The organism is Paraburkholderia fungorum, from assembly GCF_003610895.1.
GTDB lineage: Bacteria > Pseudomonadota > Gammaproteobacteria > Burkholderiales > Burkholderiaceae > Paraburkholderia > Paraburkholderia fungorum_B.
Window position 1 is genome coordinate 297,095 of sequence record NZ_MCAS01000034.1, and the last position, 24,699, is coordinate 321,793.

The 24,699-nt window shown below is 63.2% G+C and carries 21 protein-coding genes; 14 read left to right on the forward strand and 7 right to left on the reverse strand.

Annotation, left to right across the window (positions count from 1 at the left end; genetic code table 11):
* The first annotated feature begins 2 nt into the window (after positions 1-2).
* The 8 genes from BCY88_RS27970 to BCY88_RS28005 all read left to right on the forward strand — a co-directional run bounded on the left by BCY88_RS27970 (position 3) and on the right by BCY88_RS28005 (position 10,113).
* A complete protein-coding gene (locus BCY88_RS27970) occupies positions 3-1,289 on the forward strand; it encodes an acyl-CoA dehydrogenase family protein (protein WP_120347392.1) in 1,287 nt (428 codons plus the stop codon).
* Positions 1,289-2,488 carry an acyl-CoA dehydrogenase family protein gene (locus BCY88_RS27975; protein ID WP_120347393.1) on the forward strand — a complete coding sequence of 400 codons (1,200 nt, stop codon included), beginning with the start codon at positions 1,289-1,291 and terminating at the stop codon, positions 2,486-2,488. Before BCY88_RS27970 ends, BCY88_RS27975 begins: the two co-directional genes overlap by 1 nt.
* On the forward strand, positions 2,485-3,288 hold the full coding sequence (locus tag BCY88_RS27980) for an SDR family oxidoreductase (RefSeq protein WP_120347394.1): 804 nt from the start codon (positions 2,485-2,487) through the stop codon (positions 3,286-3,288). The genes BCY88_RS27975 and BCY88_RS27980 overlap by 4 nt, the downstream gene beginning before the upstream one ends.
* Before the next feature lie 65 nt (positions 3,289-3,353).
* On the forward strand, positions 3,354-3,827 hold the full coding sequence (locus tag BCY88_RS27985) for a MaoC family dehydratase (protein WP_120347469.1): 474 nt from the start codon (positions 3,354-3,356) through the stop codon (positions 3,825-3,827).
* Positions 3,828-3,847: 20 nt separating this feature from the next.
* A complete protein-coding gene (locus BCY88_RS27990; RefSeq protein ID WP_120347395.1) occupies positions 3,848-5,053 on the forward strand; it encodes an acetyl-CoA C-acyltransferase in 1,206 nt (401 codons plus the stop codon).
* A gap of 170 nt (positions 5,054-5,223) precedes the next feature.
* Positions 5,224-6,222, forward strand: coding sequence for a WD40/YVTN/BNR-like repeat-containing protein (locus BCY88_RS27995; protein ID WP_120347396.1), 999 nt, complete (start codon positions 5,224-5,226; stop codon positions 6,220-6,222).
* Positions 6,223-6,319: 97 nt separating this feature from the next.
* On the forward strand, positions 6,320-8,830 hold the full coding sequence (locus tag BCY88_RS28000) for an efflux RND transporter permease subunit (protein WP_120347397.1): 2,511 nt from the start codon (positions 6,320-6,322) through the stop codon (positions 8,828-8,830).
* A gap of 206 nt (positions 8,831-9,036) precedes the next feature.
* Positions 9,037-10,113, forward strand: coding sequence for a 3-ketosteroid-9-alpha-monooxygenase, oxygenase component (locus BCY88_RS28005; RefSeq protein WP_120347398.1), 1,077 nt, complete (start codon positions 9,037-9,039; stop codon positions 10,111-10,113).
* Between the two features lie 955 nt (positions 10,114-11,068).
* On the opposite strand, the gene dmpG is transcribed toward BCY88_RS28005, so the two are convergent.
* From dmpG to BCY88_RS28040, 6 genes are all read right to left on the reverse strand, one after another.
* On the reverse strand, positions 11,069-12,103 hold the full coding sequence (gene dmpG, locus BCY88_RS28015; RefSeq protein ID WP_120347399.1) for a 4-hydroxy-2-oxovalerate aldolase: 1,035 nt from the start codon (positions 12,101-12,103) through the stop codon (positions 11,069-11,071).
* 9 nt (positions 12,104-12,112) lie between these two features.
* Positions 12,113-13,012, reverse strand: coding sequence for an acetaldehyde dehydrogenase (acetylating) (locus BCY88_RS28020; protein WP_120347400.1), 900 nt, complete (start codon positions 13,010-13,012; stop codon positions 12,113-12,115).
* A 33-nt stretch (positions 13,013-13,045) separates the two neighbouring features.
* Positions 13,046-13,828, reverse strand: a complete 783-nt coding sequence (gene dmpE / locus BCY88_RS28025; protein ID WP_120347401.1) for a 2-oxopent-4-enoate hydratase — start codon at positions 13,826-13,828, stop codon at positions 13,046-13,048.
* A gap of 84 nt (positions 13,829-13,912) precedes the next feature.
* Complete coding sequence (locus tag BCY88_RS28030; RefSeq protein ID WP_120347402.1) at positions 13,913-15,304, reverse strand: DUF1329 domain-containing protein; 1,392 nt, start codon at positions 15,302-15,304, stop codon at positions 13,913-13,915.
* Between the two features lie 96 nt (positions 15,305-15,400).
* A complete protein-coding gene (locus BCY88_RS28035) occupies positions 15,401-16,990 on the reverse strand; it encodes a DUF1302 domain-containing protein (RefSeq protein ID WP_120347403.1) in 1,590 nt (529 codons plus the stop codon).
* A 129-nt stretch (positions 16,991-17,119) separates the two neighbouring features.
* Positions 17,120-17,932, reverse strand: coding sequence for an SDR family oxidoreductase (locus BCY88_RS28040; protein ID WP_120347404.1), 813 nt, complete (start codon positions 17,930-17,932; stop codon positions 17,120-17,122).
* A gap of 230 nt (positions 17,933-18,162) precedes the next feature.
* Here BCY88_RS28040 and BCY88_RS28045 point away from each other — a divergent pair, with 230 nt between their 5' ends.
* The 4 genes from BCY88_RS28045 to BCY88_RS28060 all read left to right on the forward strand — a co-directional run bounded on the left by BCY88_RS28045 (position 18,163) and on the right by BCY88_RS28060 (position 20,916).
* Complete coding sequence (locus BCY88_RS28045) at positions 18,163-19,068, forward strand: alpha/beta fold hydrolase (RefSeq protein ID WP_120347405.1); 906 nt, start codon at positions 18,163-18,165, stop codon at positions 19,066-19,068.
* A gap of 122 nt (positions 19,069-19,190) precedes the next feature.
* Entirely contained in the window at positions 19,191-19,976 is a 786-nt protein-coding gene (locus tag BCY88_RS28050; protein WP_120347406.1) for an SDR family NAD(P)-dependent oxidoreductase, read from the forward strand.
* An 8-nt stretch (positions 19,977-19,984) separates the two neighbouring features.
* Positions 19,985-20,377 (forward strand): nuclear transport factor 2 family protein, encoded by a 393-nt coding sequence (locus BCY88_RS28055; protein WP_120347407.1) that lies wholly within the window; start codon positions 19,985-19,987, stop codon positions 20,375-20,377.
* A 17-nt stretch (positions 20,378-20,394) separates the two neighbouring features.
* Positions 20,395-20,916, forward strand: a complete 522-nt coding sequence (locus tag BCY88_RS28060; RefSeq protein ID WP_120347408.1) for an LbetaH domain-containing protein — start codon at positions 20,395-20,397, stop codon at positions 20,914-20,916.
* A 101-nt stretch (positions 20,917-21,017) separates the two neighbouring features.
* Here the strand turns inward: BCY88_RS28060 and BCY88_RS28065 are convergent, their stop codons facing one another.
* Complete coding sequence (locus tag BCY88_RS28065) at positions 21,018-22,019, reverse strand: helix-turn-helix transcriptional regulator (protein ID WP_120347470.1); 1,002 nt, start codon at positions 22,017-22,019, stop codon at positions 21,018-21,020.
* A gap of 184 nt (positions 22,020-22,203) precedes the next feature.
* Between BCY88_RS28065 and BCY88_RS28070 the strand changes: the two genes are divergently transcribed.
* Positions 22,204-23,115, forward strand: a complete 912-nt coding sequence (locus BCY88_RS28070; RefSeq protein ID WP_120347409.1) for a helix-turn-helix domain-containing protein — start codon at positions 22,204-22,206, stop codon at positions 23,113-23,115.
* A gap of 669 nt (positions 23,116-23,784) precedes the next feature.
* The gene (locus BCY88_RS28075) at positions 23,785-24,210 is read left to right on the forward strand and encodes a DUF3830 family protein (RefSeq protein WP_120347410.1); all 426 of its coding nucleotides are present in this window, start codon (positions 23,785-23,787) and stop codon (positions 24,208-24,210) included.
* Positions 24,211-24,699: the final 489 nt, after the last annotated feature.

The following is a 24,699-nucleotide window of genomic DNA, read 5'->3' on the forward strand; positions in this document are numbered from 1 at the left end:
CGATGAACCTCGCTTTCTCCGAAGAACAGATCATGATTCGCGATTCGGCCGCCGAGGTGCTGGCCGAGCGCAGTGCATCGGCGGCGGTGCGGCACGCGATCGAACACAACTCGGGTCGCGACGATGCGTTGTGGCGCACAGTCGCGCGCGAACTCGGCTGGTGCGCGCTGACCGTGCCGGAGGCGGCCGGCGGTGCGGGCCTGGGTGCGATGGAACTGGTGCTGCTGATGGAACAGATGGGGCGGCGCCTTGCTTGCGTGCCTTACTTCGGCACGGTGTGTCTGGCGGCCACGGCGCTCGCGCGGTGCGAATCCGCGGCGGCTCGCGCGTGGCTCTCGCGGATCGCGAGCGGCGAGGTGAGCGCGACGCTGGCGTTGGATGCGGCGGGTGGTTTCGATGGGCGCAGGGCTTCGGCATATGCCGTGCCCGGCTTTGACGCACGTACGGTGACCGTCTACGCGGAAGAGACGGCTCACGGTTACCGTTTGTCCGGGACGTTGGCCCAGGTTGTTGATGGCGCGAGCGCCGATCTGTTGCTGGTGCCCGCCTTGATCGCGAACGAAGCACAGACCACTGGATTGTTCGAACTGACCCAGGCTGATCGTGTTGGCCTCACCCGCACGCCGCTTGTCACGCTGGATGCGACGCGTCCGTTGACACGTATCGAACTGAATGCGGTCGACGTGCCGCGTGACGCCATGATGGTATGCGGCAGCGAGGTGCAACGCGCGCTTTCCGATACCGCATGGTTCGCAGCATTGGCGCTGGCCGCCGAACAACTCGGCGGCGCGCAGCAGTGTCTTGACCTCACCCTGACCTATACCGCGGAGCGTGTGCAGTTCGGCCGTGCGATTGCGTCGTTTCAGGCGGTCAAACATCGATGTGCGCAGATGATGGTCGAGATCGAAGCGGCGCAGTCGGCCGTGCTCGGTGCGGCCCAGGCGTGGGATCGGGCACACAGTGAACAGCGCGACCAGGCTGGCGTTTCGTTAGCGCCGGACGTGCTGGCGGATATCGCCACAGCCAAAGCCACCGCCAACGACGCCTTCCGCTTCTGCGCCCAGGAAGCGATCCAGTTGCACGGCGGCGTCGGTTTCACATGGGAATACGACCCACAACTGTATTTCAAGCGCGCACAGGCTTGCAGCGCGCAATTCGGCACCACCGCGCAGATGCTGTCGCTTATCGCGGAGCAGGTGATCGATCGGAGCGAGGTATCGGGCGCCGCGTTGCCGCTGCCACCGGCACATACCGACCACGCGCAAGCCGTCCTCGCGGGGGTTCTCTGATGAACAACGAAACGCAACAACAGCGCCTGCGTGCGGAAGTCGCCGACTGGATGCGTACGCATCTGAACGGCGAGTTCGCCTGTCTGCAATACCGCGGCGGCCCCGGCGACGAAGAGGCCTATCCGGCGCTGCGCAAGAAGTGGGAGCGCGAACTGGCGAGCGGCGGCTGGACCGGCCTGGGTTGGTCGAAAGAACAGGGCGGCCGTGGGATGTCCGTCGCCGAACAGGTGATCTTTCACGAGGAATACGCGCGCGCCGGAGGTCCAGGGCGCATGGGCCATATCGGCGAGGGATTGCTCGGACCGACATTGATCGCCTGTGGTACCGAAGACCAACGCAAGCGCTTCCTGCCCGGCATCCTGAACGGCACGCAGTTCTGGTGCCAGGGCTATTCGGAACCGGGCGCGGGATCGGATCTCGCGAACGTGCGCACACGTGCGGTGCGCGACGAAAACGGCAATTGGCGCGTGCATGGCCAGAAAGTCTGGACCTCGCTCGCGCACGATTCCGACTGGATCTTCGTGATCGCGCGCACCGACGCGGAGTCGCGCGGCAATCGCGGACTCTCATTCCTGTTGATGCCGCTCGACCAGCCCGGTATCGAGATTCGCCCGATCAGGCAGTTGAACGGCGGCGCGGAATTCAACGAAGTGTTCTTCGACGGCGCGCTCGCCTCCGCTGACGATCTGGTTGGCGCACCGGGTGACGGCTGGCGCATTGCGATGACGCTGCTCGGATTCGAGCGCGGCATGTCCACGCTGGGCCAGCAGATGCAGTTCATTCGCGAACTCGATTGGGTGATTGACGCGGCGCATGAGGCGGGAGTCGCGAACGATCCGCTGGTTCGTCAACGGATCGCGCGGGCGTGGGCCGGTTTGCGCGTGATGCGTTACAACGCGCTGCGCATGCTGGCGGGCGCCGATGCCGGTGAGAACGACGGTGGTGCATTGAGCCGTGAAGCGCTGATCTACAAGTACTACTGGTCGAACTGGCATCGCGAGCTCGGCCAACTGGCGATGGATGTGCTGGGCCTCGACGCCAATCTGATCGATAGCGCCAACGCAAAGCGCACCCGCCTGCAAGGCGTGTTCCTTTTCTCGCGCGCCGACACGATCTACGCGGGCACCAACGAAATCCAATTGAACATCATGGCCGAGCGCGGGCTCGGTATGCCAAGAGAACCCCGAGGAACGCTATGAACGAATCCCAAACGGTGCGCACCGCGCCTGCCTATGTGCCGGGCCATCAACTGCTGGCCGGTAAATCCGTGCTGATTACGGCGGCTGCCGGTGTGGGCATCGGCTTTGCCGCCGCCAAACGCTGTGCCGAAGAAGGCTGCCGCGCGCTTTTCATCTCCGACATCCACGAGCGGCGCCTCGCGCAAGCAGTCGAGACCTTGCGTGCGGAAACGGGCTTACAAAAGATCTACGGCCGTCTGTGCAACGTCTCGGTGGAAGACGACGTACGCGCGCTGGTGGCGGACGCCGAAGACAGGATGCAAGGCGTCGACGTGCTGATCAACAACGCGGGGCTCGGCGGCGCGCGTCGCATCGTCGAAATGGACGATGCCGAATGGTCGCGGGTGATCGACATTAGCCTTACCGGCACCTTCCGCATGACGCGGGCGATCTTGCCGCATATGCAACAGCGCGGCCGCGGCGTGATCGTGAATAACGCGTCGGTGCTCGGCTGGCGGGCGCAGGCGGAGCAGGCGCATTACGCGGCGGCGAAGGCCGGCGTGATGGCGCTCACGCGCTGCGCGGCACTCGAGGCCGCACCGTTCGGTGTGCGCATCAACGCAGTGGCGCCGAGTATTGCACTGCACGATTTTCTGAAGAAGTCGGCTTCGGCCGATCTGCTCGATCAACTGGCGTCGCGTGAAGCATTCGGACGCGCCGCCGAAGTGTGGGAGGTGGCGAACGTGATGGTTTTTCTGGCAAGCGACTACGCGTCGTATATGACCGGCGAAGTGCTGTCGGTCAGCAGTCAGCACGCGTGATGGACAGCGTGATGACTGAAGCCGGCGGCATCGGCGGCACGCGCGGAGATGGCAACGTGGACGACATGGGCGGCCACAGCCAGCCCGCTCGCGTATTTGCCCATCCCGAAGCGCTGACAGCCGCGGTGGGCGAAATGCTCGGTGCGAGCGCGTGGCTTGCGATCGATCAACCGCGCATCGACTTGTTCGCCGACGCGACGCTCGATCATCAGTGGATTCACGTCGACGCCGAACGCGCTCGCCATGGTCCGTTTGGCGGCTGCATTGCGCACGGTTTTCTCACGCTCTCGCTTGTCAATTATTTTCTGCCGCAGATCGTGCGTGTCGACGGCGCGCGGCTCGGCGTCAATTACGGCTGCGACAAGATCCGCTTTCCCGCACCGGTGCGAGCCGGCGCGCGCACTCGCGGGGTCGGCCAGTTGCTGCGTGCGGAAGCGATTGAAGGCGGCGTGCAGGCCTGGATTCGCGTGAGCGTGGAAATCGACGGCGAGTCAAAACCCGGTTGCGTGGCGGACACCATCAGCCGCTACTACCTGTAGAAACCAGTAAAGGGAATCTCATGAACGAAGCGGTCATCGTCTCGGTTGCGCGCACACCGATCGGCAAGGCATTTCGCGGTGTGTTCAACGACACCGAAGCGCCCGCGCTTGGCGGCCACGTGGTGCGTGCCGCGCTCGAGCGCGCGCAGCTCGACCCCTCCGATATCGACGACGTGCTGATGGGCTGTGCCGCCCAGCAAGGAACGCAAGGCTACAATATCGGCCGGCTTTCGGCGGCCGCGGCGGGATTGCCGGCCTCGGTGCCGGGCATGGCGATGGACCGGATGTGCTCGTCCGGCCTGATGACAATTGCGACAGCTGCGCAAAACATCTTGTGCGGCGACGCGCGAATTGTGGTGGCGGGCGGTGTGGAGTCGATCACGCTGACGCAGAACAAGCACAAGAACGCGTACCGGGCACGCTCCGAAGCGGTGCTCGCGCATCAGCCGGCCGCGTATATGGCGATGATCGAAACGGCGGAAATCGTCTCGCGGCGCTACGGGATTTCACGCGAGGCGCAGGACGAGTACGCGTTGACCAGTCAGCAGCGCACGGCCGCGGCTCAGGCAGCGGGCCGCTTCGACGAAGAGATCGTGCCGTTCGACGCGCAGCGCGCGTTGTTCGACAAGGAGGGCAAACCGGCCGGCAGCGAAAGCGTGCGCGCCACCCGTGACGAATGCAATCGCGCCGACACCAGCGCGGCCAGTCTGGCGGCGCTCAAGCCGGTCTGGAGCGGCGGCGAAGCGGTGGCGCAGGGCGAGTTCATCACCGCGGGCAATGCGTCGCAATTGTCCGACGGCGCGGCGGCGGTGGTCGTGATGAGCGCAGCGCAGGCGCAGCAGCGCGGTTTGAAGCCGCTCGGCATTTACCGTGGCATGGCGGTGGCGGGCTGCGAAGCCGACGAAATGGGCATTGGCCCGGCGCTCGCGGTGCCGAAACTGCTGGCGCGTCATCGGCTGACGGTGAACGACATCGGCCTGTGGGAGATGAATGAGGCGTTCGCGTGCCAGGTGATTTATTGCCGCGATCAATTGCATATTCCTTCCGATCGTCTGAACGTGAATGGCGGTGCGATCTCGGTCGGCCATCCGTTCGGGATGTCGGGCACCCGTATGACGATGCACGGTCTGCTCGAAGCGCGGCGGCGCGGTGTGCGCTTTGTCGTCGTGACGATGTGCGTTGGTGGCGGCATGGGCGCTGCCGCACTCTTCGAAACAGCGGCGTAGACCGCACTCGGAGCTTTGCATGGGGCTGGAGTAGAGCGCTAAAGCGCTAACTCCAGCCGACAGCCTTGCATGGGGCCCGAGTAAGAGCTTTGCATGGGACCCGAGTAAGCGCTAAAGCGCTAACTCGGGTCGACAGCTAAAGCGCCAACTCGGGCCGACAGGAGACAAAAATGAAATCGACACTACCAGGTTTGCTGCTCTCCGCGGCGGTGCTGGGCGCGGCGCTGTTTGCGTTTTCGCCTCGCCCGTTGCCGGCTTTCGCGGCAACCACCATTCAGGCCGACCGCCTGCAGATCAACGGACTCGCCAAAGCGGGCGCGCGCCTCGTCGCGGTGGGCGAGCGCGGCGTCATTCTCCTGAGCGACGATGCAGGCGCATCCTGGCGCCAGGCGGCGATGGTCTCCGACGAAGCGTCCACGCTCACCCAGGTGTTCTTCATCTCGCCGCGCATCGGCATCGCAGTGGGACATGACGGCTGGATCGTGCGCACCGTGGATGGCGGCGCGCACTGGAGCGAGGTGCGTTTCGATCGCAAGCATTCGGACCCGCTGCTGTCCGTGTGGGGCAACGCGAGCGGACTGGTATTCGCCAGCGGCAGCTTCGGACAGCTATTCGTCTCGCACGACGCGGGCGCCACCTGGACTCAACAGAAAACGCCCGCCGACGATCGCCACCTGAACGCGATTGCAGGCGACGCAAGCGGCCGTTTGATGATCGCCGGCGAAACCGGCACGCTGCTGCGTTCGACGGATAACGGCGCGACGTGGGAGAAGCGGCCCGTACCTTATCAGGGTTCGCTATTCGGCGTGCTGAAGCTGGAAAACGGCGACTGGCTCGCGTACGGCATGCGCGGCAACGTGCTGCGCAGCACTGACCAAGGCGACACGTGGACCCATATCGATAGTCGTGTCGGCACCTCGTACTTCGGCGCGGTTCAACTGGCTGACGGCGAACTCGTGCTGGTCGGCCAGGGCGGCGCAATCGTCATCTCGCGCGATAACGGGCAGAGCTTCACGGTACGCAAAGTCGGCGGCGTGCAGAGCCTCGCTGCCGTGGTCGACGCCGGGCATGGTGAGCTTGCCTTGGGCGGCGAGGCGGGCGTGGCGTTGCTGCCGGTTTCGCCAACGATGAGTCCAGCGCCTGCAGCTCCGCGCGCGTCACCGTCCTGAGTTCGCGGCTTCGTTCTCCGAAATTCCATAGCGCGCCCGCCGGCCACTAAATCGCCACGCCCGCCGCGCTCCCAGTTGCCTTGCCGTGAGACGCATCATGAACGCATCGTCCCGTCCTTCTCCGTCCCGTCTTTCACGTTTTGTCGAACGTTGCGCCGACGCCATCATGCGGCACAGGCGCATCCTGCTGACGCTGTGTCTCGCACTGACCGTCGCACTGGGCTGTTCCGCCACGCGTCTGCGGCTCGATCCCGGGTTCAACAAGATGATCCCGATGCAGCATCCGTATATGCAGGTGTTCAACCGCTATGCGAGCGCCTTTCCGGGCGCGAACACGATCCTCGTGAGTCTGCGCTGGAAGGGCCACGGCGACATCTACAACCCGGCGTTCATGGACGCTCTGCGTCACGCAACCGATGACGTGTTCTTCATTCCGGGCGTGAATCGCTCGCGCGTGTTCTCGCTGTTCACGCCGAACGTGCGCTATACGGAGGTCACCGAGGCGGGTTTTCGTGGCGACGTGGTCGTGCCCGGTCAGTTCAGCAGCAGCAATCCCGACGACCTTGCGAAAGTACGCCGCAACGTGGCGCGTTCCGGACAAATCGGCCGGCTGGTCGGCAACGACCTGCATTCCGCGCTGATCCGCGCGGAGTTGCGCGAGACCGATCCGGTTACCGGCAAGCATCTGGATTACAGCGCGGTGGCGCGCCAACTTGAACAGATTCGCGCGCGCTATTCGAACCAGGATGTCGAGGTCGACATCATCGGCTTTGCGAAACTCGTGGGGGACGTGGAGCAGGGAATCAGTGGCGTGATCGGGTTTTTCGCGCTCGCGTTCCTGATTACCGCTGCGTTGCTGTTTGCGTACACGCGCTCGGCGAAGACCACGGTGCTGGCGTTGTTCGTTGCGCTGCTGCCGGTGGTGTGGCTGCTCGGCGCGTTGCCGGTGCTGGGTCTCGGTATCGATCCGATGTCGATTCTCGTGCCGTTCCTGATCTTTTCGATCGGCGTCTCGCATGCGGTGCAGATGACCAATGCGTGGAAGCAGGCGCTGGTCGCCGGCATGTCCCCGGCCGATGCGGCACGCGACGCGTTTCGCAAACTGTTTGTGCCGGGTACCGTTGCACTGCTGACGAATGCGCTCGGTTTCATGGTGATCATGCGCATCCAGATTGAGATTGTGCGCGAGCTGGGTGTCACGGCATGCCTTGGTGTGCTGCTGATGATTGTCACCAACAAGGTGTTTCTGCCGATCCTGTTGTCGTACACGCGACTGGAAGCGGGTACCCTGGCGCGCGCGCAAAGCCGCGCGGTGCAAGGCGGCAGCCGGCTGTGGAAGCGCTTCGCGATCTTCGCCCGGCCCGCGCCGGCGCTCGGCGTGTTCGTGATCGCCTTGCTGTTGCTCGCGTTCGGCGCGCGGGAGTCGCGCAATCTGCAGATTGGCGATATCGGCGCCGGAGCGCCGGAGTTGCGCGCCACGTCGCGCTACAACCTCGATAACGCGCGTATCACGAGCCAGTACAACATCGGCGTGGATGCGCTCGCGGTGATTGTCGAGACGACGGGTTACGACGACGCCTGCCTGCATTACCCGGTGATGAGCGCGATCGAGCGCTTCGAGATGGCGATGCGCGGCGTGGCGGGTGTGCAGTCGGTGGTGAGCGTGCCTTCGCTCGCGAAGATATCGATTGCCGCTTTCAACGAGGGCAATCCGCGCTGGGGCGCACTGCCGCGTTCGAGCGACGGTCTCACGCAAGGTGCGAGTGCGTTCGATCCGGATAACGGCATGAACACTGAGAACTGCCAGGCGATTCAGGTGCTGATCTACACCACGGACCACGAGGGCAAGACGATCGCGCACATCGTCGACGAAATCAAACGGCTGGCCGCTGAAGATCACACACCGAACATTGCGTTCCGGCTCGCGGGCGGCAACGTGGGTGTGATGGCCGCGACCAACGAAGCGGTGGGCGACGCCGAAGTGGCGATGCTGCTGTCGATTTTTGGTGCGATCGCGTTGTTGTGCTTCGTGACGTTCCGCTCGTGGCGTGCGGTGTTGTGCATCGTCGTGCCGCTGACGGTGGTGTCGATCTTGTGCAACGCGGTAATGGCGTGGCTCGGCATCGGTTTGAAGGTTGCCACCTTGCCGGTGATTACGCTGGGTGTTGGCGTGGGTGTCGACTACGGCATCTACCTGTACGAACGCTTGCAGCATGAGGTACGCGGCGGCGCCACCTTGCCCGAGGCGTTCGCGGCTGCGATGCGTCAACGCGGCACCGCGGCCCTGTTTACTGCGGTGACCATGTTCATCGGCGTGGGGACGTGGGCGTTTTCCGCGCTCAAGTTCCAGGTGGACATGGGCGTGCTGCTTGCCTTCATGTTCCTCGTCAATCTGTTCGGCGCGGTGTTTCTGCTGCCGGCGCTTGCGGCATGGCTTGGGGTGGAGCGGGCCGAGCGGCGAGCAGGTGCGAGGGCTGGCGCGACGGGCGCGGCCGTGGCGAAGGAATCGAACATGCCGAATGCAACGGATGCCCCCGTGCGTGGTGCGGCATCGGCTTCCGGCGAAGTCGAGCCGGCTGCGCTCGAGCATGGCAATCCGGCGCGCTAGCGGATAGCTACGGACAACGGCGGACACCGACGGGCGCGAATGGCGCCGCTGAAGTAGCTGAAGTCCCTAGTCCGTCGGGACGATGAAGGCGGAGTGCGTCGCGCTTATCGTCGAGCGTGAGCATGAAGGTCTGCGCCCGCTGCGCAGAAGCACCGATGACGGCGGCTATTCAGAAGCGCCGTCTTTTCCATTGGAGGAGATAAGAGATGTCCGCACGTCCCTACAGAATTGAAGCACAGCCGTTGGTGCAGCGATATGCGCGCGGCTGGCATTGCCTTGGACTTGCCAGCGAATACAAGGACGGCAAGCCGCACACGCTGAACATTTTCGGCCAGCGTCTTGCCGCGTTTATGGATTCGCAGGGTCGGGTGAACGTGGTGGACGGTTTTTGTCCGCACATGGGCGGCGATCTGAGCACTGGCCGTGTGGACGGTGACACGCTGGTGTGTCCGTTTCACGGCTGGCAGTGGGACGGCGAGGGCAACTGCCAGTCGATTCCCTACTGCAAGCGGATTCCGCCGAAGGCAAAGATCGGCACGTGGCAGACTTGCGAGCAGAACCGGTTACTGTTCATCTGGCACGATCCGGAAGGCAATCCGCCGGGCGAAGACGTCGCGATTCCGCGCATTGACGCATGTTTCTCCGACGAGTGGTCCGATTGGGTCGTCGACCTGATGACGATCGGCACCAACTGCCGCGAGCTGGTCGACAACATTTCCGACATGGCGCACTTTGCCACGGTGCATGGCGCACCGGTCGACTACTTCGCGAATCTTTTCGAAGGACATAAAGCGACGCAACTGCTGGTTGGCCGCAGCGAACGTCTGGGCGACGACGAGCTGGTTGCGCTATCCACATACTTTGGCCCGGCGTACCACATCACGGAAATGACGGGACAAAGCGGTGGTCATCCGATTCACTCGATTCTGCTGAATTGCCATGTGCCGATTGACATGAACAGCTTCGAGCTGCGTTATGGGGTGATGGTGAAGAAGGTGCCGGGTTTATCGGACGAACAGAACATGGAGATTGCACGGGCTTACTCGAAGCAGGCGCAGGCCGCGTTCTATGAGGATGTGGCGATCTGGGACACGAAGACGCGGATCGACAATCCGTTGTTGTGCGAGGGCGATGGGCCGTTGTATCAGATGCGGGACTGGTACTCGCAGTTTTATCTCGATGCAGCGGATGTGCGGCCTTCGAGCACGGCGAGAAAGGTGGTGGAGATCAAGGTGCGGGATGGGGGGGAGCCGCCGGCTTTGCGGCATGTGTTTGAGGAATAAAGGTTTGTTTTTTTTGCCTGCGCGGCGCTTTGGTTGTGGTTTTATGGCGTTGGCCTTTCCTTGTTGTGTTAGTGGTCTATTAGTGTTGCCCCTGTGCGGGGCGGCACTTACTTTCTTTGCCGCCGCAAAGAAAGATAAGCAAAGAAAGCGGCTCACCCCGCCAGCTTATAAGTGGGTCCCCCGCACAGTTGCGGTAGTGGTGCATCTGGAATCCGTGCTCTCGCACATTCGGCGCTCGTGACAAGGGCGTCATTCTTCCGGCGGCGCTGCGCGCGCCGACGCGGTAGTTCACTAAACCGCTTGTCGTTTGCACCTCAGCGGTACTTACTAATGCGGCATGTCGTACCTGAGACCCGCTCGTTTCACGAGCGGTGTGTCGTACTCGAGTACTTCGCAAAGCGGCGTGGCGCTGGCACCCTGCAGCACCTGCGTATCGTTAGCTATGTTTAGCGTCGACCACGCTTCCAACGCGCAGAGCCGGTTGGTCTTTCGCCGAGGCGAAGCCGATGGCCCCCGCTGCGTGAAACGAAACCAAGCCAATGGCCCCGGCCACGCGAAACGAAGCCTCGGGTTTCCCTGGCAGACCCATCCGCGACGCACGCAGTGCGGAGTGGGAGCGAATGAGCGCTGTGTCGCTAACGCGGAGTGTGCGAGAACACAGATTCCAGATGCACCACTACCGTGGCTGTGCGGGGGACCCACTTATGAGCTGGCGGTGTGAGCCGCTTTCTTTGCTTATCTTTCTTTGCGGCGGCAAAGAAAGTAAGTGCCGCCCCGCACAGGGGCAACACTAATAAACCAATAACAATTCAAGGAAAGGCCAACGCCGTAAGCGCACAGCCAAACCAGACCAATAAGAAACCAAGGAAAGGCCAAAAAGCCAGCTCAAGGAAAGGCCAAAGAAATCAGAACAAGGAAAGGCCAAAAAAAAGTGCCGCCCCGCACAGGGGCAACACTACAACACCAACACCCCCCGCTCGCGGGCCAACGTCAACGCCGTATCTTCAATCATGTCCTCCTGCCCGCCGACCAGGCGCCTCCTCCCCATTTCGACAAGAATATCCCGCGCCGGAACCCGATACTTCGCTTCAGCCCGCTTGGCAAACAGCAAAAACGACGAATAAACCCCCGCATACCCAAGCGTCAACGCATCGCGATCAATCCGGATCGGCGCATCCATAATCGGCACCACCAGATCCTCGGCGACATCCGAAATCCCAAACACGTCAACGCCAGTCTCAATCCCCATCCGCTCGCACACGGCGATAAAAACCTCCATCGGCGTATTGCCGGCACCCGCCCCAAGCCCCGCCGCGGCCGCGTCAATGCGATTGGCCCCGGCAGCAATAGCCGCAATCGAATTGGCAACGCCCATCGCAAGATTGTGATGCCCGTGAAACCCCAGTTCCGTCTCAGGTTTCAACGCGGCGCGAACAAGAGCAATCCGTGCAGTCACATCGTCAGGCAACATATAGCCCGCCGAGTCGGTGATATAGATGCAATTCGCTCCATACGACTCCATCAGCTTCGCCTGGCTCGCGAGCTGCTCCGGCGGCGACATATGCGCCATCATCAGAAAGCCCACCGTGTCCATCTCCAGCTTGCGGGCAAGCCCGATGTGCTGCTCGGACACGTCCGCTTCCGTGCAATGCGTCGCCACACGAATCGTGTGCACGCCAAGCCCGTGCGCCATGCGCAAATGGTCAACCGTGCCGATGCCCGGTATCAACAGCGCAGACACCCTGGCCTGTTTCAGTTCGGCGATTACGGCGCTCAGATACGCCTCGTCGGTCTGCGCCGGAAAACCGTAGTTGACCGATGCGCCACCCAGGCCGTCGCCGTGCGTGACTTCAATGAGCGGCACACCGGCAGCGTCGAGGCCACGCGCGATGGAGCGCATCTGATCGAGCGAAATCTGGTGACGCTTGGGGTGCATGCCGTCGCGCAACGTCATGTCGTGGACGGTGATGCGGGTTCCTGCTAAAGACATGGGGACTCCTTACGCGGTGGCAGGGGATGCGGCAAGCATCTGTTGGGCAAAGACTTCGGCGGTACGCGCGGCAGCGGCGGTCATGATGTCGAGGTTGCCCGCGTACTTCGGCAGATAGTCGCCGAGACCTTCGACCTCCATGAACACGGACACGCGGCGGCCGTCGAACACCGGGCCGTTTTTCAACGTATAGCCGGGCACGTACTGGCGCACCTCCTCGATCATGGCGTGCACGGATGCCGTGATTGCTTCGATGTCCGGATCGGTTTCGGTCAGGCAATGGATCGTGTCGCGCATGATGAGCGGCGGCTCGGCCGGATTGATCACGATGATGGCCTTGCCTGCCGCAGCCCCGCCAATCTGCTCGATGGCAAGCGTTGTGGTGCGGGTGAACTCGTCGATGTTCTTGCGCGTGCCAGGTCCGACCGAACGCGACGATACGGTTGCGACGATCTCGCCGTACGCCACGCGCTGTACGCGTGAAACTGCATACACCATCGGAATCGTCGCCTGTCCGCCGCAGGTGACCATATTGACGTTCATGGCCTGCTGGTCGATCTGCGCAGCAAGGTTGACCGGCGGCACGCAGAACGGGCCGATCGCGGCGGGCGTCAGGTCGATCACGCGCACGCCGCGCGCGGTCAGCTTGTCGGAATGCTCGCGGTGCACGTACGCGGAAGTCGCGTCGAAGGCGATGCGGATATCGTCGGCGGCGAGATGCGGCAGCAGGCCGTCAATGCCGTCGGCGGTTGTTTTGAGCCCCATTTCGCGGGCGCGCGCGAGGCCGTCGGAGCCGGGGTCGACGCCCACCATCCACACGGGTTCGAGCACCGCGCTGCGGCGCAGTTTGTACAGCAGATCGGTGCCGATATTGCCGGGCCCGATCAGCGCGCATTTAATCTTGCTCATCAGTGCATCCTCAAGGAAAAGACAGTCAAACGGTCAGATGAAGCGCACGGAACAACTGCCGATGCCTTCAATCCGCATGTGCAACTGGTCGCCGCGCGTGACGGGAATCAAGGCCGCCAGCGAACCCGACAGCACGACTTCTCCCGCGAGCAACGGCACACCGAGTTCGCCCAGCGTGTTCGCGAGCCATGCAACGGCGTCGGCCGGATGGCCCAGCGCGGCGGCGCCGACGCCTTCTGCGGCCAGCGTGCCGTTCTTGTCGAGCGTCATGCGGCAGGCGGCGAGATCGAGCGTGTGTGGCGCGACGCGTTCGTCGCCGAGCACGTAGACGCCGCAGGACGCGTTGTCGGCCACCGTGTCGCCGATGCGAATCGCCCAATCGCGGATGCGGGAATCGACGATCTCGAAGCACGCGCCGACCGCTTCGGTTGCTGCAAGCACGGCCTCTCGCGTGATGCCCGGGCCGCGCAGATCGTCCTTCAGATAGAAGGCAATTTCGCCTTCTGCACGCGGCGCGATCAGCTTGTCGATCGGGATGTCCTCGCCGGCGACGTAGTGCATGCCGGAGAGCAGCACGCCGAAATCCGGCTGGCGCACGTCGAGCATGTCCTGCACGGCCTGGCTTGTCACGCCGATCTTCTTGCCGACAATGGTTTCGCCCGCTTCAATGCGACGGGCGACGAAGTGCTGCTGCACGCGGTAGGCGTCGGCGAGCGGCAAACCCGCGGCGCGCGCCGAGAACGGTGCGATCGGCGCGCGCTCGCGCCATGCGTGGTAAAGCTCGTCGCCGAGCGTGGTGTGAAGTGTCGAAGTCATCGCGAGCGCGAATAGAAAGGGAAAAGCGCCGGGGCTGGATCGGAATCCGTCCCCGGCCGTGGTTTCAAGAGGGGCGCAACGAAATCAATTGCCCGCGCCGCGAATCGCATCCGGGGAGAAGTACGCTTCGGTCAGTTGCGAGCCGCGTGTAAGCACCGGCATCGGTTCCTGATTCGACAGACGGTCCGCGTAATAGGCGCCGGAGATCAGGTCGTGATAGAACACGGCGGTCGAGTAGAACGATTTGGCGTCGAACGCGTAGAGCGTGGGGGCGAGGTTGGTGCGCCACAGCGTGCCGCGTGCGTCGTAGTTATCGGCGGCAACTGCGTTCCAGGTATCCTCGTCGAGATACAGCACCCGTTTCGCGTATTGATGGCGATAGCCGGACTTGAGCGTGGCCTGCAATACCCACACGCGATGCAGTTCGAAGCGCATGTATTGGGTGTTCTCATGCCCCTTGGTCAGCAGATCGGTGTATTTGATCGACGGGTCCATCAGCTTGTAGTTGTCGTACGGCACATACACTTCGCGCTTGCCGATGATCTTCCAGTCGTAACGCTCGCCCGAACCGTTGAAGAGCCGGTCGTCGTCGACGGTGCGAAAGCCGCCCGGGCCTTCGGGTTGATCGAAGCCGAACTCCGGCGCCTGGCGCACGCGCCGCGTACCGGGGTTATACGACCATGTGCGGCGGGTGTCGGAGCCTTCCTGGTCCCACATTTCATAGCCGGTGATGATCGTGCCGCGATCGGAGAGCGGCAGCATGGTGGTCTGGCGGAAGAAGCTCTTCGCGTTCAGCGGGTTCTTCGGATCGAAGTGCTCCGCGCTGCGCGGCCCGTAAATCGCGTACTGCACCTTGCCCCACGCAATATTGCCGTCCGGGTAGACCACGGCCTGGTCGTAGGTCGCGGTTTCGCCCTCGACCGCGGAGGCGAAGCGCAGATTCCACATTGCCTCGACGCCGTTTTTCGGCACCGGGAACGGCGTGACCGGCGGGAAGTCCTTCAGGCCGTTCTGGTCTTTCGTCATCGTGGTGCTGGGCGAGTACAGGCGAATGTCCTTGTACACGGCGTCGCCATAGCTGAAATCGCGGTGGCTCGGATAGACCGGAATCTTGAAGCTGTCGGGATACTTCTTGAGCAGCGCCTTCTCGCCGTCGGTGAGGCGTGCTTCGTACTGCTGCATGTTCTGCGCGGTGATCACGAAGAGCGGCTTTTCGTTCGCATACGGATCGGGGAAGCGCTGACCCGGTTTGTAGTCGACGCCCGGCGGCGTGCCGAACCATTTGCCGCTCCATGCGGGGATCGTGCCGTCGGCGTTGCCCGCGCGCTCGGCGCCCATCGGCGTGAGCGGGCCTTCGAGTTTGGCGAGATCTTCCGGGCTGGTTTTGGCAAACGACGGGGCGCCCAGTGTGAAGGCGAGCGCGGCGCCTGCCGCGAACACGCAGACACGCAATGCGGGATTGAAAATTCGACTCATGACCAAATCCTCTTGCAGTAAAAAGACGGCTGATTCAAAGGGTGCTGCCTGCTGGAAAGCGCCCGAGGCACGCGATGTGCGGGGCGCTTCGCAGCATCAGAACGAGTAAGTGGCGGTGGCGAGCACGTAGTCGCGATCGGCGAGCGGACGATTGGTCGGGTCCGGCGTGCCGAGGAATTTCGCGTAGACGATCCCGAGTTTCAGGTTGCTCAGGCGCGTGAAGTTCACGCCGACCGTCACGCGGTGGTCACCCACGCCAGTCAGCGAACCGAGTGCGCCGCTTAGCGCGGATTGGCCGGTGAAGTCGTCGGCGTAGGTGATCGGCACGTCGACGTCCCAGCCGTTGAAGACGTTCTTGTAGCTGAGCGTCCATGCCACCTCGAAGGCGGCGGAGTTGCGCGTGTTGGTGAGCGTCGTCGACCCCATGACCGGCGTGATGTTGCCGGCGTGCACATAGGAGATTTCGCCCACCAGCGTTTGCGAAGCGGCAAGGAAGGTCGGTCCGATCGAGTAGATCGCCGAGAGATTCGACTGCCATACGTCGCCGCGCGTCGACTGCGCACCCGTGGGGGTGTTCACGAGCACCGCGGCGCCTTGCCGGTACGATGTTTCACCCGCGACGTTCACGCCGTTCAGATCGGTCGAGAAGCTCAGGCCGCTGAGCTTGATGTGGTCGAAGTACTTCTGCTGATATTGCAGCGTGGGGAAATACGTCGTCACGACACTCGGGTTCATGTCGTTGTAATGCAGGTAGTACGCACCGATTTCGGTGTCGCCGAAGACGCGCCAGCGTGCGCCGAGGCCCCACTGGTCGTCGCCGTTTGGCCGGATGTCGTTGCCGCGCGGAATCTTGATGCCGCCGGGGCCGATGATGTATTGCGCGCCGGGACCGACGACATCCGAGTAGCTCCAGTAAGCGCCCGGCGGCACGAGCTGGTTAGGTTCGAAGGCGAACTGGTAGTAGCCGAGCAGGCTGAAGTTCGGCGCGAGTTGCCATTGCGTCGAAATCTGCGGCACGGGCAGCAGGATGTCTTTGACCTCGGCGCCGGCCACATACGAAGCGGTGGCGTTGGACGGCCCCTGGGCGCCCGCGATGTTCGGAAAGAACACGCTTTCGCCCCACGCGACAACCTGATCGCCGACCTTGACGTTCAGGCTCGTGTTGCCCAGATGGATGGTGTCGTACGCGTAGGCCGCGAGCAACTGCGGATAGCCACCGGCAAAGTAGCTCGCGTCGCTGGTGAACTGGTTGTATGCGCCGCTATGGTTGACGGTGTAGGGCGCGTTGTTGCTGTTCGGGTGCTGGTAGGCCTGATCGTAGAACACGTTGGCTCGCACGAAGACCCCCCAGTCGTCGTGCTTGAGGTTCACCTCGCCGAGCAGGCTCACCTGGTTCTCGATCAGCTTGTTCTTCGCGAAGTTGCGGTCGCCGTCGTCGCCGTTGATGTTCGCCGGCGTGAGCAGATTGCCGCTCGGCGAGCGCGTGCGCATCCCGAGGCCGTAGCCGAGCGTGAAGGTGTAGTCGAGCGTGGTGTCCGTGCCGAGATTGATGGTGTCGCCCGCGTAAGCAGGCGTGGCGAAGGTCGTCATGGTTGCCGCCGACGCCGCTGTCAGCACGGCGAGTCTGCATGCCGCGCACAGTGCGCGCATTACCGGTGCGCGCGTTTGTGTTCCGTTGATCTGCATCCTGTCTCCTCTGTGGTCACGTCTGAAATTTGTTGTGATCAGAGGTTAGGGGGCACGTGCGGCGCGAGAATCGTCAAAACGGACTAGTCGCTTGCCCCAGGGATGCGAGGCGTGGGCCGGTGAATGCGTCTATGGGTGGGCCGCGAACGCTTTATGCAGGTCGGTGGCGGCGAGAAAGGCGGGCACTTCGCCACCGCCTTCGAGAATCAGATTGCTGCCCGATGCGTAGGCGGCGTGCGGCGAGGCGAGGAACAGGCACGCCGAGGCCACGTCGCCCGGTTTTGCCAGCCGGCCAGCGGGAATCGTTGCGGTGATACTGTCGAGCGCGTTTGCGCCGTCCATCGCGGCGGAACCCGTGTGACCGCTGGTGGCGGCTTCGGTTTCGACGAGACTCGGGCTCACCGCGCACACGCGAACCTTGGGCGCCCATTCCACCGCGAGCGAGCGCACTGCATTCAGCAGGCCGGCTTTCGCCGCGCCATAGGCCGCTGTTCCCGGTGAGGCCCGCAAACCGCTCACGCTGCCGATAAAAAGTAAAACGCCGCCTTCCGGCTGCTGTTGCATCAGCGCGTTCGCGCGTTGCGCGATGTGCAGCGGCGCCAGCAGGTTCAAGCGGATGACGGCTTCGGTAAAGCGCGGCGAAGCCTGTGCGGCAAGTGCGAACGGCGCGCCGCCCGCGTTGTTGACGAGCACGTCGAGCCGGCCGGTTTCGCGTTCGATCCGCGCGAGCATGGCGTCGATGGTGTCGATGTCGCGCACGTCCGCGGCGATGAAACGCGGCGCGTTCTCAGGAAAACCCGTAGCCGTGTTCTCAGGCGGCGTGCGTCCGCACACATAAACCGTGGCGCCCGCCGCCTGAAACGCTTGCGCGATGGCCGCGCCGATCCCCTTGGTGCCGCCTGTCACCAGCACCACCTTGCCGCTGAAATCGAACCCTGTCATTGCCGCTGTCTCCGTCTGTTCATGTGTGCCCGATGGTAGGAGAAATGCGGCGCTGCCTCGTAGTCTGAAAAGACGATGTTCCGTTGCGGATTCGACCGGATGATGTGTTCGCTGGCGACCCTCATACACTCTGCCGCGCAAAAGAGCGCGGCGCGACGCAACAACCAACTTGCATGGGGCCGGAGTAAGTGCTTTGCACTAACTCCGGCCGACAACGGAGACAAGCGCGCATGAACGCAACGCCCACCGAATCCGAACACGCCAATACGCTCGCCGGCACGCATGGCAAGTCCGGCGGCACGACGCAAGCTTTGCAGGCGCCCACGGGAATTTTCACGGAGGTTCCCGGCGGCCTGACGTTGCATCACTTCGAAGCCGGCAGCGGCGCACCCGTTGTGTTTATCCACGGCAGCGGCCCTGGCGCGAGCGGCTTCAGCAACTTCAAGCACAACTATCCGCAGTTCGCGGCAGCTGGTCACCGGGCGATCGTGGTCGATCTGCCGGGCTATGGCGCGTCGTCAAAGCCCGCGGACGTGAACTACACACTCGATTTCTTCGTCGGCGCGTTGCGCGCGCAACTCACGGCGAACGGCATCGGCCGGGCGACCCTGCTCGGCAATTCGCTTGGCGGTGCGATCGCGTTGCAGTACGCGCTCGACTATCCCGATGACGTCGACAGCCTGATCATGATGGCGCCGGGCGGTGTCGAGGAACGCGAGACCTACTTCAGGATGGAAGGCATCCAGAAGATGGTCTCGCTCTTCACGAACCGTCAGATGAACCGCCTGACGATGCGGCAATTGCTCGAACTGCTGGTGTTCGATCGCAGCCTCGTCACGGATGCGCTGGTCGAAGAACGGCTAAGCGTGTGCGAGCAGCAGCCACCCGAAGTGCTGTCGACCATGCGCGTGCCCAATCTGACTGAGCGTCTCGCCGAACTCAAATGTCCGGTGCTGGGTTTCTGGGGCACGGACGACCGCTTCAATCCAGCCAGCGGCGCGCTGCGGTTTCTCGAACACTGCGCCGACGCACGCTTTGTTCTGATGAATCGCTGCGGGCACTGGGTGATGGTCGAACATCGGCGGTATTTCAATCGCGAATGCCTGGAATTTCTCGCGGAGCGGCGCGCCGCTTGAGGCATGCTTCGGATGCGGCGCAACCGGGGTGAGCGGCTCGAGGGGTGTGCCCCGCACAATCCGCACAACCCGCTCAGGTCCGGGCGCCGCGCAAATTCACACTACAACATGACGGAGACGGTATGACATTTCCCCATCAACTGTTCGACATGAGCGGCAAGGTGACCGCCATTACCGGCGGCGCACGCGGCATCGGCGCGCAGACAGCCCGCACCCTGGCGGCGGCCGGTTCGGCGATCGCGGTGCTCGACGTGCTGACGGAGCCGGGCGAGCGCCTCGTCGCCGAGATCAACGAGTCGGGCGGCCGCGCGGCGTTCTGGAAGATGGACGTCACGCAGGAAGACAACGTGCAGCGCGTGTTCGGCGAAATCGCCACGCGCTTCGGAAGGCTCGACGCACTGGTGAACAACGCCGGTATCGAAGGTGCGAATCTGCCGACGCACGAAATGACGCTGCAGCAATGGCAGAAAGTCATCGACGTCAACGTGACGGGCGTGTTCCTCTGCACCAAGTACGCGATTCCGCACATGCTGACGGCGGGCGGCGGTTCGGTCGTGAACCTGTCCTCGATGTATGGTCTGGTTGGCGGGCCGGACGTGCCGGCGTATCACGCATCGAAGGGCGCCGTGCGGCTCATGGCGAAGACCGAAGCGATGCTGTACGCCGCGCAGAACATCCGCGCAAATTCCGTGCACCCGGGTTTTATCCGCACGCCGCTGCTGGAAGAGGCGTTCGAAAAGCTCGGTGACCCGGAGCAGATTTTCGCGCATATGAAGACGCTCGTACCGCTCGCGAAGATCGGCGACCCGCAGGATATCGCGGCAGGCATTCTGTATCTGGTGTCGCCCGCCGGCCGCTATGTGACCGGCACGGAGCTGGTGATCGACGGCGGCTATACCGCGCGCTAGGAGCACAGATGAACACCAGCGAATACATGAAGGGCCGCCTCGTCGAATACATCGAGGCCTTCAATGCGGCCGACGCCGCGCGCGTCGTCGCGTTGTTCGCCGATAACGCGAGCGTGGAAGACCCGGTCGGCACGCCCTTGAAAGAGGGCAGGAGCGAGATCCAGACTTTCTACACGTACGCGACTTCGGTGGGGGCCCGGCTCGAACTGATGACACCGCCGCGCGGCTCGCACGGCAATAGCGCGTCGATCAGCTTTCGCGTGCATATCACGGGGCAGGACGGCCGGCCCGCGCATATCGACGTGACCGACGTGATGGACTTCGACGCCGCCGGCAAGATTCTGCGCATGCGCGCGTACTGGGGCGCGGACGACTATCACGTGCTTGCGGACGCGGGCTGAACCGCAACGGCGGCACGATGGCGCTCTACGAGTTCAACGGCAAGCGGCCGCACGTCGATCCATCGGCGTACGTTCATCCGAGTGCGGTGCTGATCGGCGACGTGACGGTGGCCGCCTGCTGTTACATCGGCCCGCATGCAAGCCTGCGTGGCGATTTCGGCGCGGTGGTGGTGGAGCGCGGCAGCAACGTGCAGGACAGTTGTGTGCTGCATACCGGCGTGGCGAATACTTGCCGGCTCGGCGTCGACAGTCACGTCGGACACAGCGCGATCATTCACGGCGCGACGCTGGAACCGAACACGATGGTCGGCATGCACGCTGTCGTGATGGACGGCGTCGTGCTCGGCACGGCGAGCATCGTGGCCGCCTGCGCGTTCGTCAAGAAGGATTGGCGGGTGCCGGCAGGTGTGCTGGTGGCCGGCGTGCCGGGGCGGGTGGTGCGCGCGCTGAGCGATGACGAGATCGTGGCGAAATCGGCCGGCACCCGGCTTTACCAGCAACTCGCGGCGGATTGCCTGCGCACGATGCGCAGCGTTTGAGATTGGACGCCGCCCATCGGGCGGCGCGGATGCGGTGTTAAAGATCAAACGCTACGGCCGGCGCGATAAGCGCGCGAGCCGTAGCGTCCCTTCCTGTTCCCTTACGTTACATACCCCTGCGCCACGTTGATCAACTGCACGCGATTGCGCACGTTGAACAACTGCCGCAAGCGCCGCAGGTGATAGTCGACGTTATGCGGCGACAGCCCGAGGAAATACGCAATTTCCTTGTCGCGCTGCCCCTGCACGACCGCCTTCAACACCGCGTGCTGCAACTCGCTCAGCGTGACGCGCTGCTGCTCCGCGGGCGCGATCCCGATCACGCTCTTCGCGTGCATCCAGATGAATTCGTGGATCGTGTGCGCGAACATCAGCGTTTCGGCCACGATCGACTCCGTCATCCAGCGCGGGTTGCCGATCTCCGAGTTGAAGCACAGGCTTGCGCTCAACTCCGGCTCGGGCAGCGGCATCTGCGTGAGAATCCCGCTTTTGCGGCCGGTGGCCTCCAGCATGTCGATCAGCCCGCCGAGCCTTTCGCTGCGCATCTGCGCACGCGGCAGGTCGGCGCGCATGTCGGCCGTGTTCCAGAGGAACGGCATGCCGGTCGGCGACGCCAGGGCGACCCGAGGATCGAGCTCGAAATAACGCTCGCGGAAATAGCGCGTGAGCCATGCCTGCGACTCGTAGCTCGTCAGCACGAACATCGTCTTGTGGTGCGCGCTGGTGCGCGTGGCCGAATAGCTGAACGAGTCGAAGCCGAGTTGCTTGATGCGCCGCCGCACAAACTCCATGCGGTCCTGCGCGCTGCCAAATCGCACCAGCGGACTGATGACCGGTGCGGCCCGCCGCGCGGCGGGCGAGGGCGTGCCGATCTCCTCCTCGGTGAAGAGTGTGAGGAAACCTGCGGGCGCGATGCCTGATGCGGTGCGGGCGGATGCCCGGGATGCTTCAGCCGCGTGGGCTGAATTCTCGGGTTGCCGCGTGCCGGCCGGGTAAGCCGGTTCTGCGGTAACCGCTGAGTTGTAAGCCGCCGACACGTGGCTGGCTTCGCCTTGCGGCGAGCCGGTCAGCCAATGCGGCAGCGTATCGCATTCGTGTTCCATGAAACGGTAGCTCCAGCGTTCGAAACGCGTGAAAGACGACAACCTGGATGATTAACTATTTCCAAATATTACGGTAGCCGGTTCCTTGCTATCATTTTTGAGATCTTGCGCTGACCTCTAACCGGCGACAGGGGTGTGACAGGGTTTGCACATGTACATAAGGGACCTCCCAGGAAGAGACGTGATGGCAAAAATTCCAAGGCTGACAACGACGCTTGCCTACGACCGCTATATGGCGGGCCAGAAACTGGTGTCGAGCGTGGATCGCCCGTGGCGGCACCTGGTGCTGCGCTCGTATCTCGAGCCGGCCGAGCAGGAGCTGCTGGAAGCACCTGGCCTGCAGGACGTCACGTTGATGACGCTCGGCAGCGGCGCCGAACACCTCGAGCGCAACGTGAATGGCCGCTGGGAGAGCGCCGAGCTGCGCATGGGCGACGTCTGGTTCGTGCCGCCCGTGCCGATCTCGTGGCGCTGGCGTTCGATCAGCGATGAACCGCTGTCGACCGTCCATTTGCACCTGGAGCGCAGCCTGATCGACAGCGTTGCCGACCAGATGGAACTGGGCGGCTCACGCGAGCTGACGCTTGGCGACGCGATGCAGTTTCACGATCCACTGGTCGCCGAGATGCTCGGTGCGCTGCACCGCGCCGCGGGCGACCCTGCCGACTCGCGGCTGTATGTCGACGCGCTGGCCCACGCGCTCGCCGCTCATCTTTTGCAACACTACTCGCGCGGCCGTCAGGCCGGGGCCGGCTTGCCGGCGCATCCCGAGCGGCTGGTGCCGCGCCGCATCCGCCGTGTAACCGATTACATTCGCGCTAATCTTGCCGCCGATCTGGCCATTGGCGAGCTGGCCGCGCAGGCCGGGTTAAGTAGTTTTCATTTTGCTCGTGTGTTTCGCCGCGAGACCGGTGAAACACCTCATCAATTCGTTACGCGTTTGCGGCTCGAGGAGGCGGCGAGGCTGCTGCGCGCCACCGATCAGCCGGTGCTGCAAATTGCGCTTGCAGTTGGTTTCGAGAACGCCAGTCATTTCTCCGTGCAGTTCAAGCGTGGCTACGGTGTGACGCCGCTTGCCTACCGGCTGCGCGGCTAAGAGTCGGGTTGCGCGGCTGGGTGATGCGGGCGGCTCGCCAGCATGCGATGCCCGGGCGCCGCGCCGGTACCTGCTGGCGCGCGGGTCTTCGCCGTTTGCAACACGCTATTTTGCCAGGCGGCGCGGCGAACTTCTGGCCGCGTGTGGCCCGGCATGTCAAGGTGGTCGCAGGGGTATCGAGGGCAAGGATTTCGCGGCGACGCGTGTAATTTCCGCGGTGATGCCGATTCCGTCGCCAGCTTCGCCGTCCGTTGAATTGCCAGAACGGACGTTATGCACTTTTCGCAGTTTGCTGCGCATTGCATCGCTTGCAAACTACGAAGTTTCGTGGCGGGTCGGGAGATGGAGCTGGCACGCTTGGGCCTGAAGGGTGTTCAGGCCGGTTTCCCGCCCACTTGTCTACTATGAATAGAGCAGACCAGCCTGAAGTACCTGTTGCCTTTGCTGGGTTGCAGAGCATTGCGGCGAGTCCTCGCGGTTTGTCGCCGGGACACGGTGATGGGCTTTCTGCGTGGCAGCCGTCACCACTGGTTCAACTGGCCTGACCAGTTGGGCGGCAAGTGTATCTGTCGAAGCCTTGCACCGGCCGACAGAATATTGCGCCTGCAGCCTCGCCCCAGCCATCGTCTGACCGACCTTTTCACTCAACCTGTCACACGGATCCTGACAATGACCCGACTTCGAATCACCTCCTGCGGCCATGTGTTTACCGCCGAAACTCATCCTGACGCGCCGCAAACGGTGGCCGCCTTTCTGAAGCTTCTGCCGTACCGTCAGAAGATCATCCACGTGCGCTGGAGCGGCGAGGGCTGCTGGGTTCCGCTTGGCGACTTCAAACTGGAAAACGACGGCGCGGCAGTCGGCTTCGAAAATCACACGAGCCATCCGTCGGTTGGCGACATCCTGTTCTATCCGGGCGGTTACAGCGAAACCGAGATCATCCTCGCGTACGGTTCGTGCTGCTTCGCGAGCAAGATGGGCCAACTCGCGGGCAATCACTTCCTGACCATCGTCGAAGGCCGGGAGAAATTGCGCGAACTCGGCACCAAGGTGCTGTGGGAAGGTGCGCAAGACGTGCTGTTTGAGAAAATCTAAGGCGCGAAGTCGTCGGCGGACGCATTCGCGCGGAGCATTTCCGTGATTAGCTTCCCGATGCTCCGGGAAGCGCGGTAGATCCACCTCGGTGAGCGGCCTCAAACCGCTCGCTCACTTTCCCGCTTGATCCCGTGTGACGCACGGCGTCACACCGCGGACTCAGTGTTTGCCCTCCAGATTTAAGAAGCGTTAAGAGCGCGTCTTAACATCGCCTAAAAATACCCCGGTTGATTTAAGACATTTGGCACTTTTCGTCTTAAGCGGGGTAGGCCGTTTGTACTTATCCAGGCTAAAAAAGTGCTTTTAGGAGTTGTCGTATTCACCGCCTCGGACGCTGACGGCAAACTGGGTGTGTCGTGTCTGTCTGCCAGATGAGCGTGCGACGCATGCTTAAATTTCTGGACGTTTGACCTACATATGTATGCCGGCCATCGCGGCGGTTGGCGGCACACTGGCGGTGGCGCGCTTGTCGATCGAGAGAAGCGCACT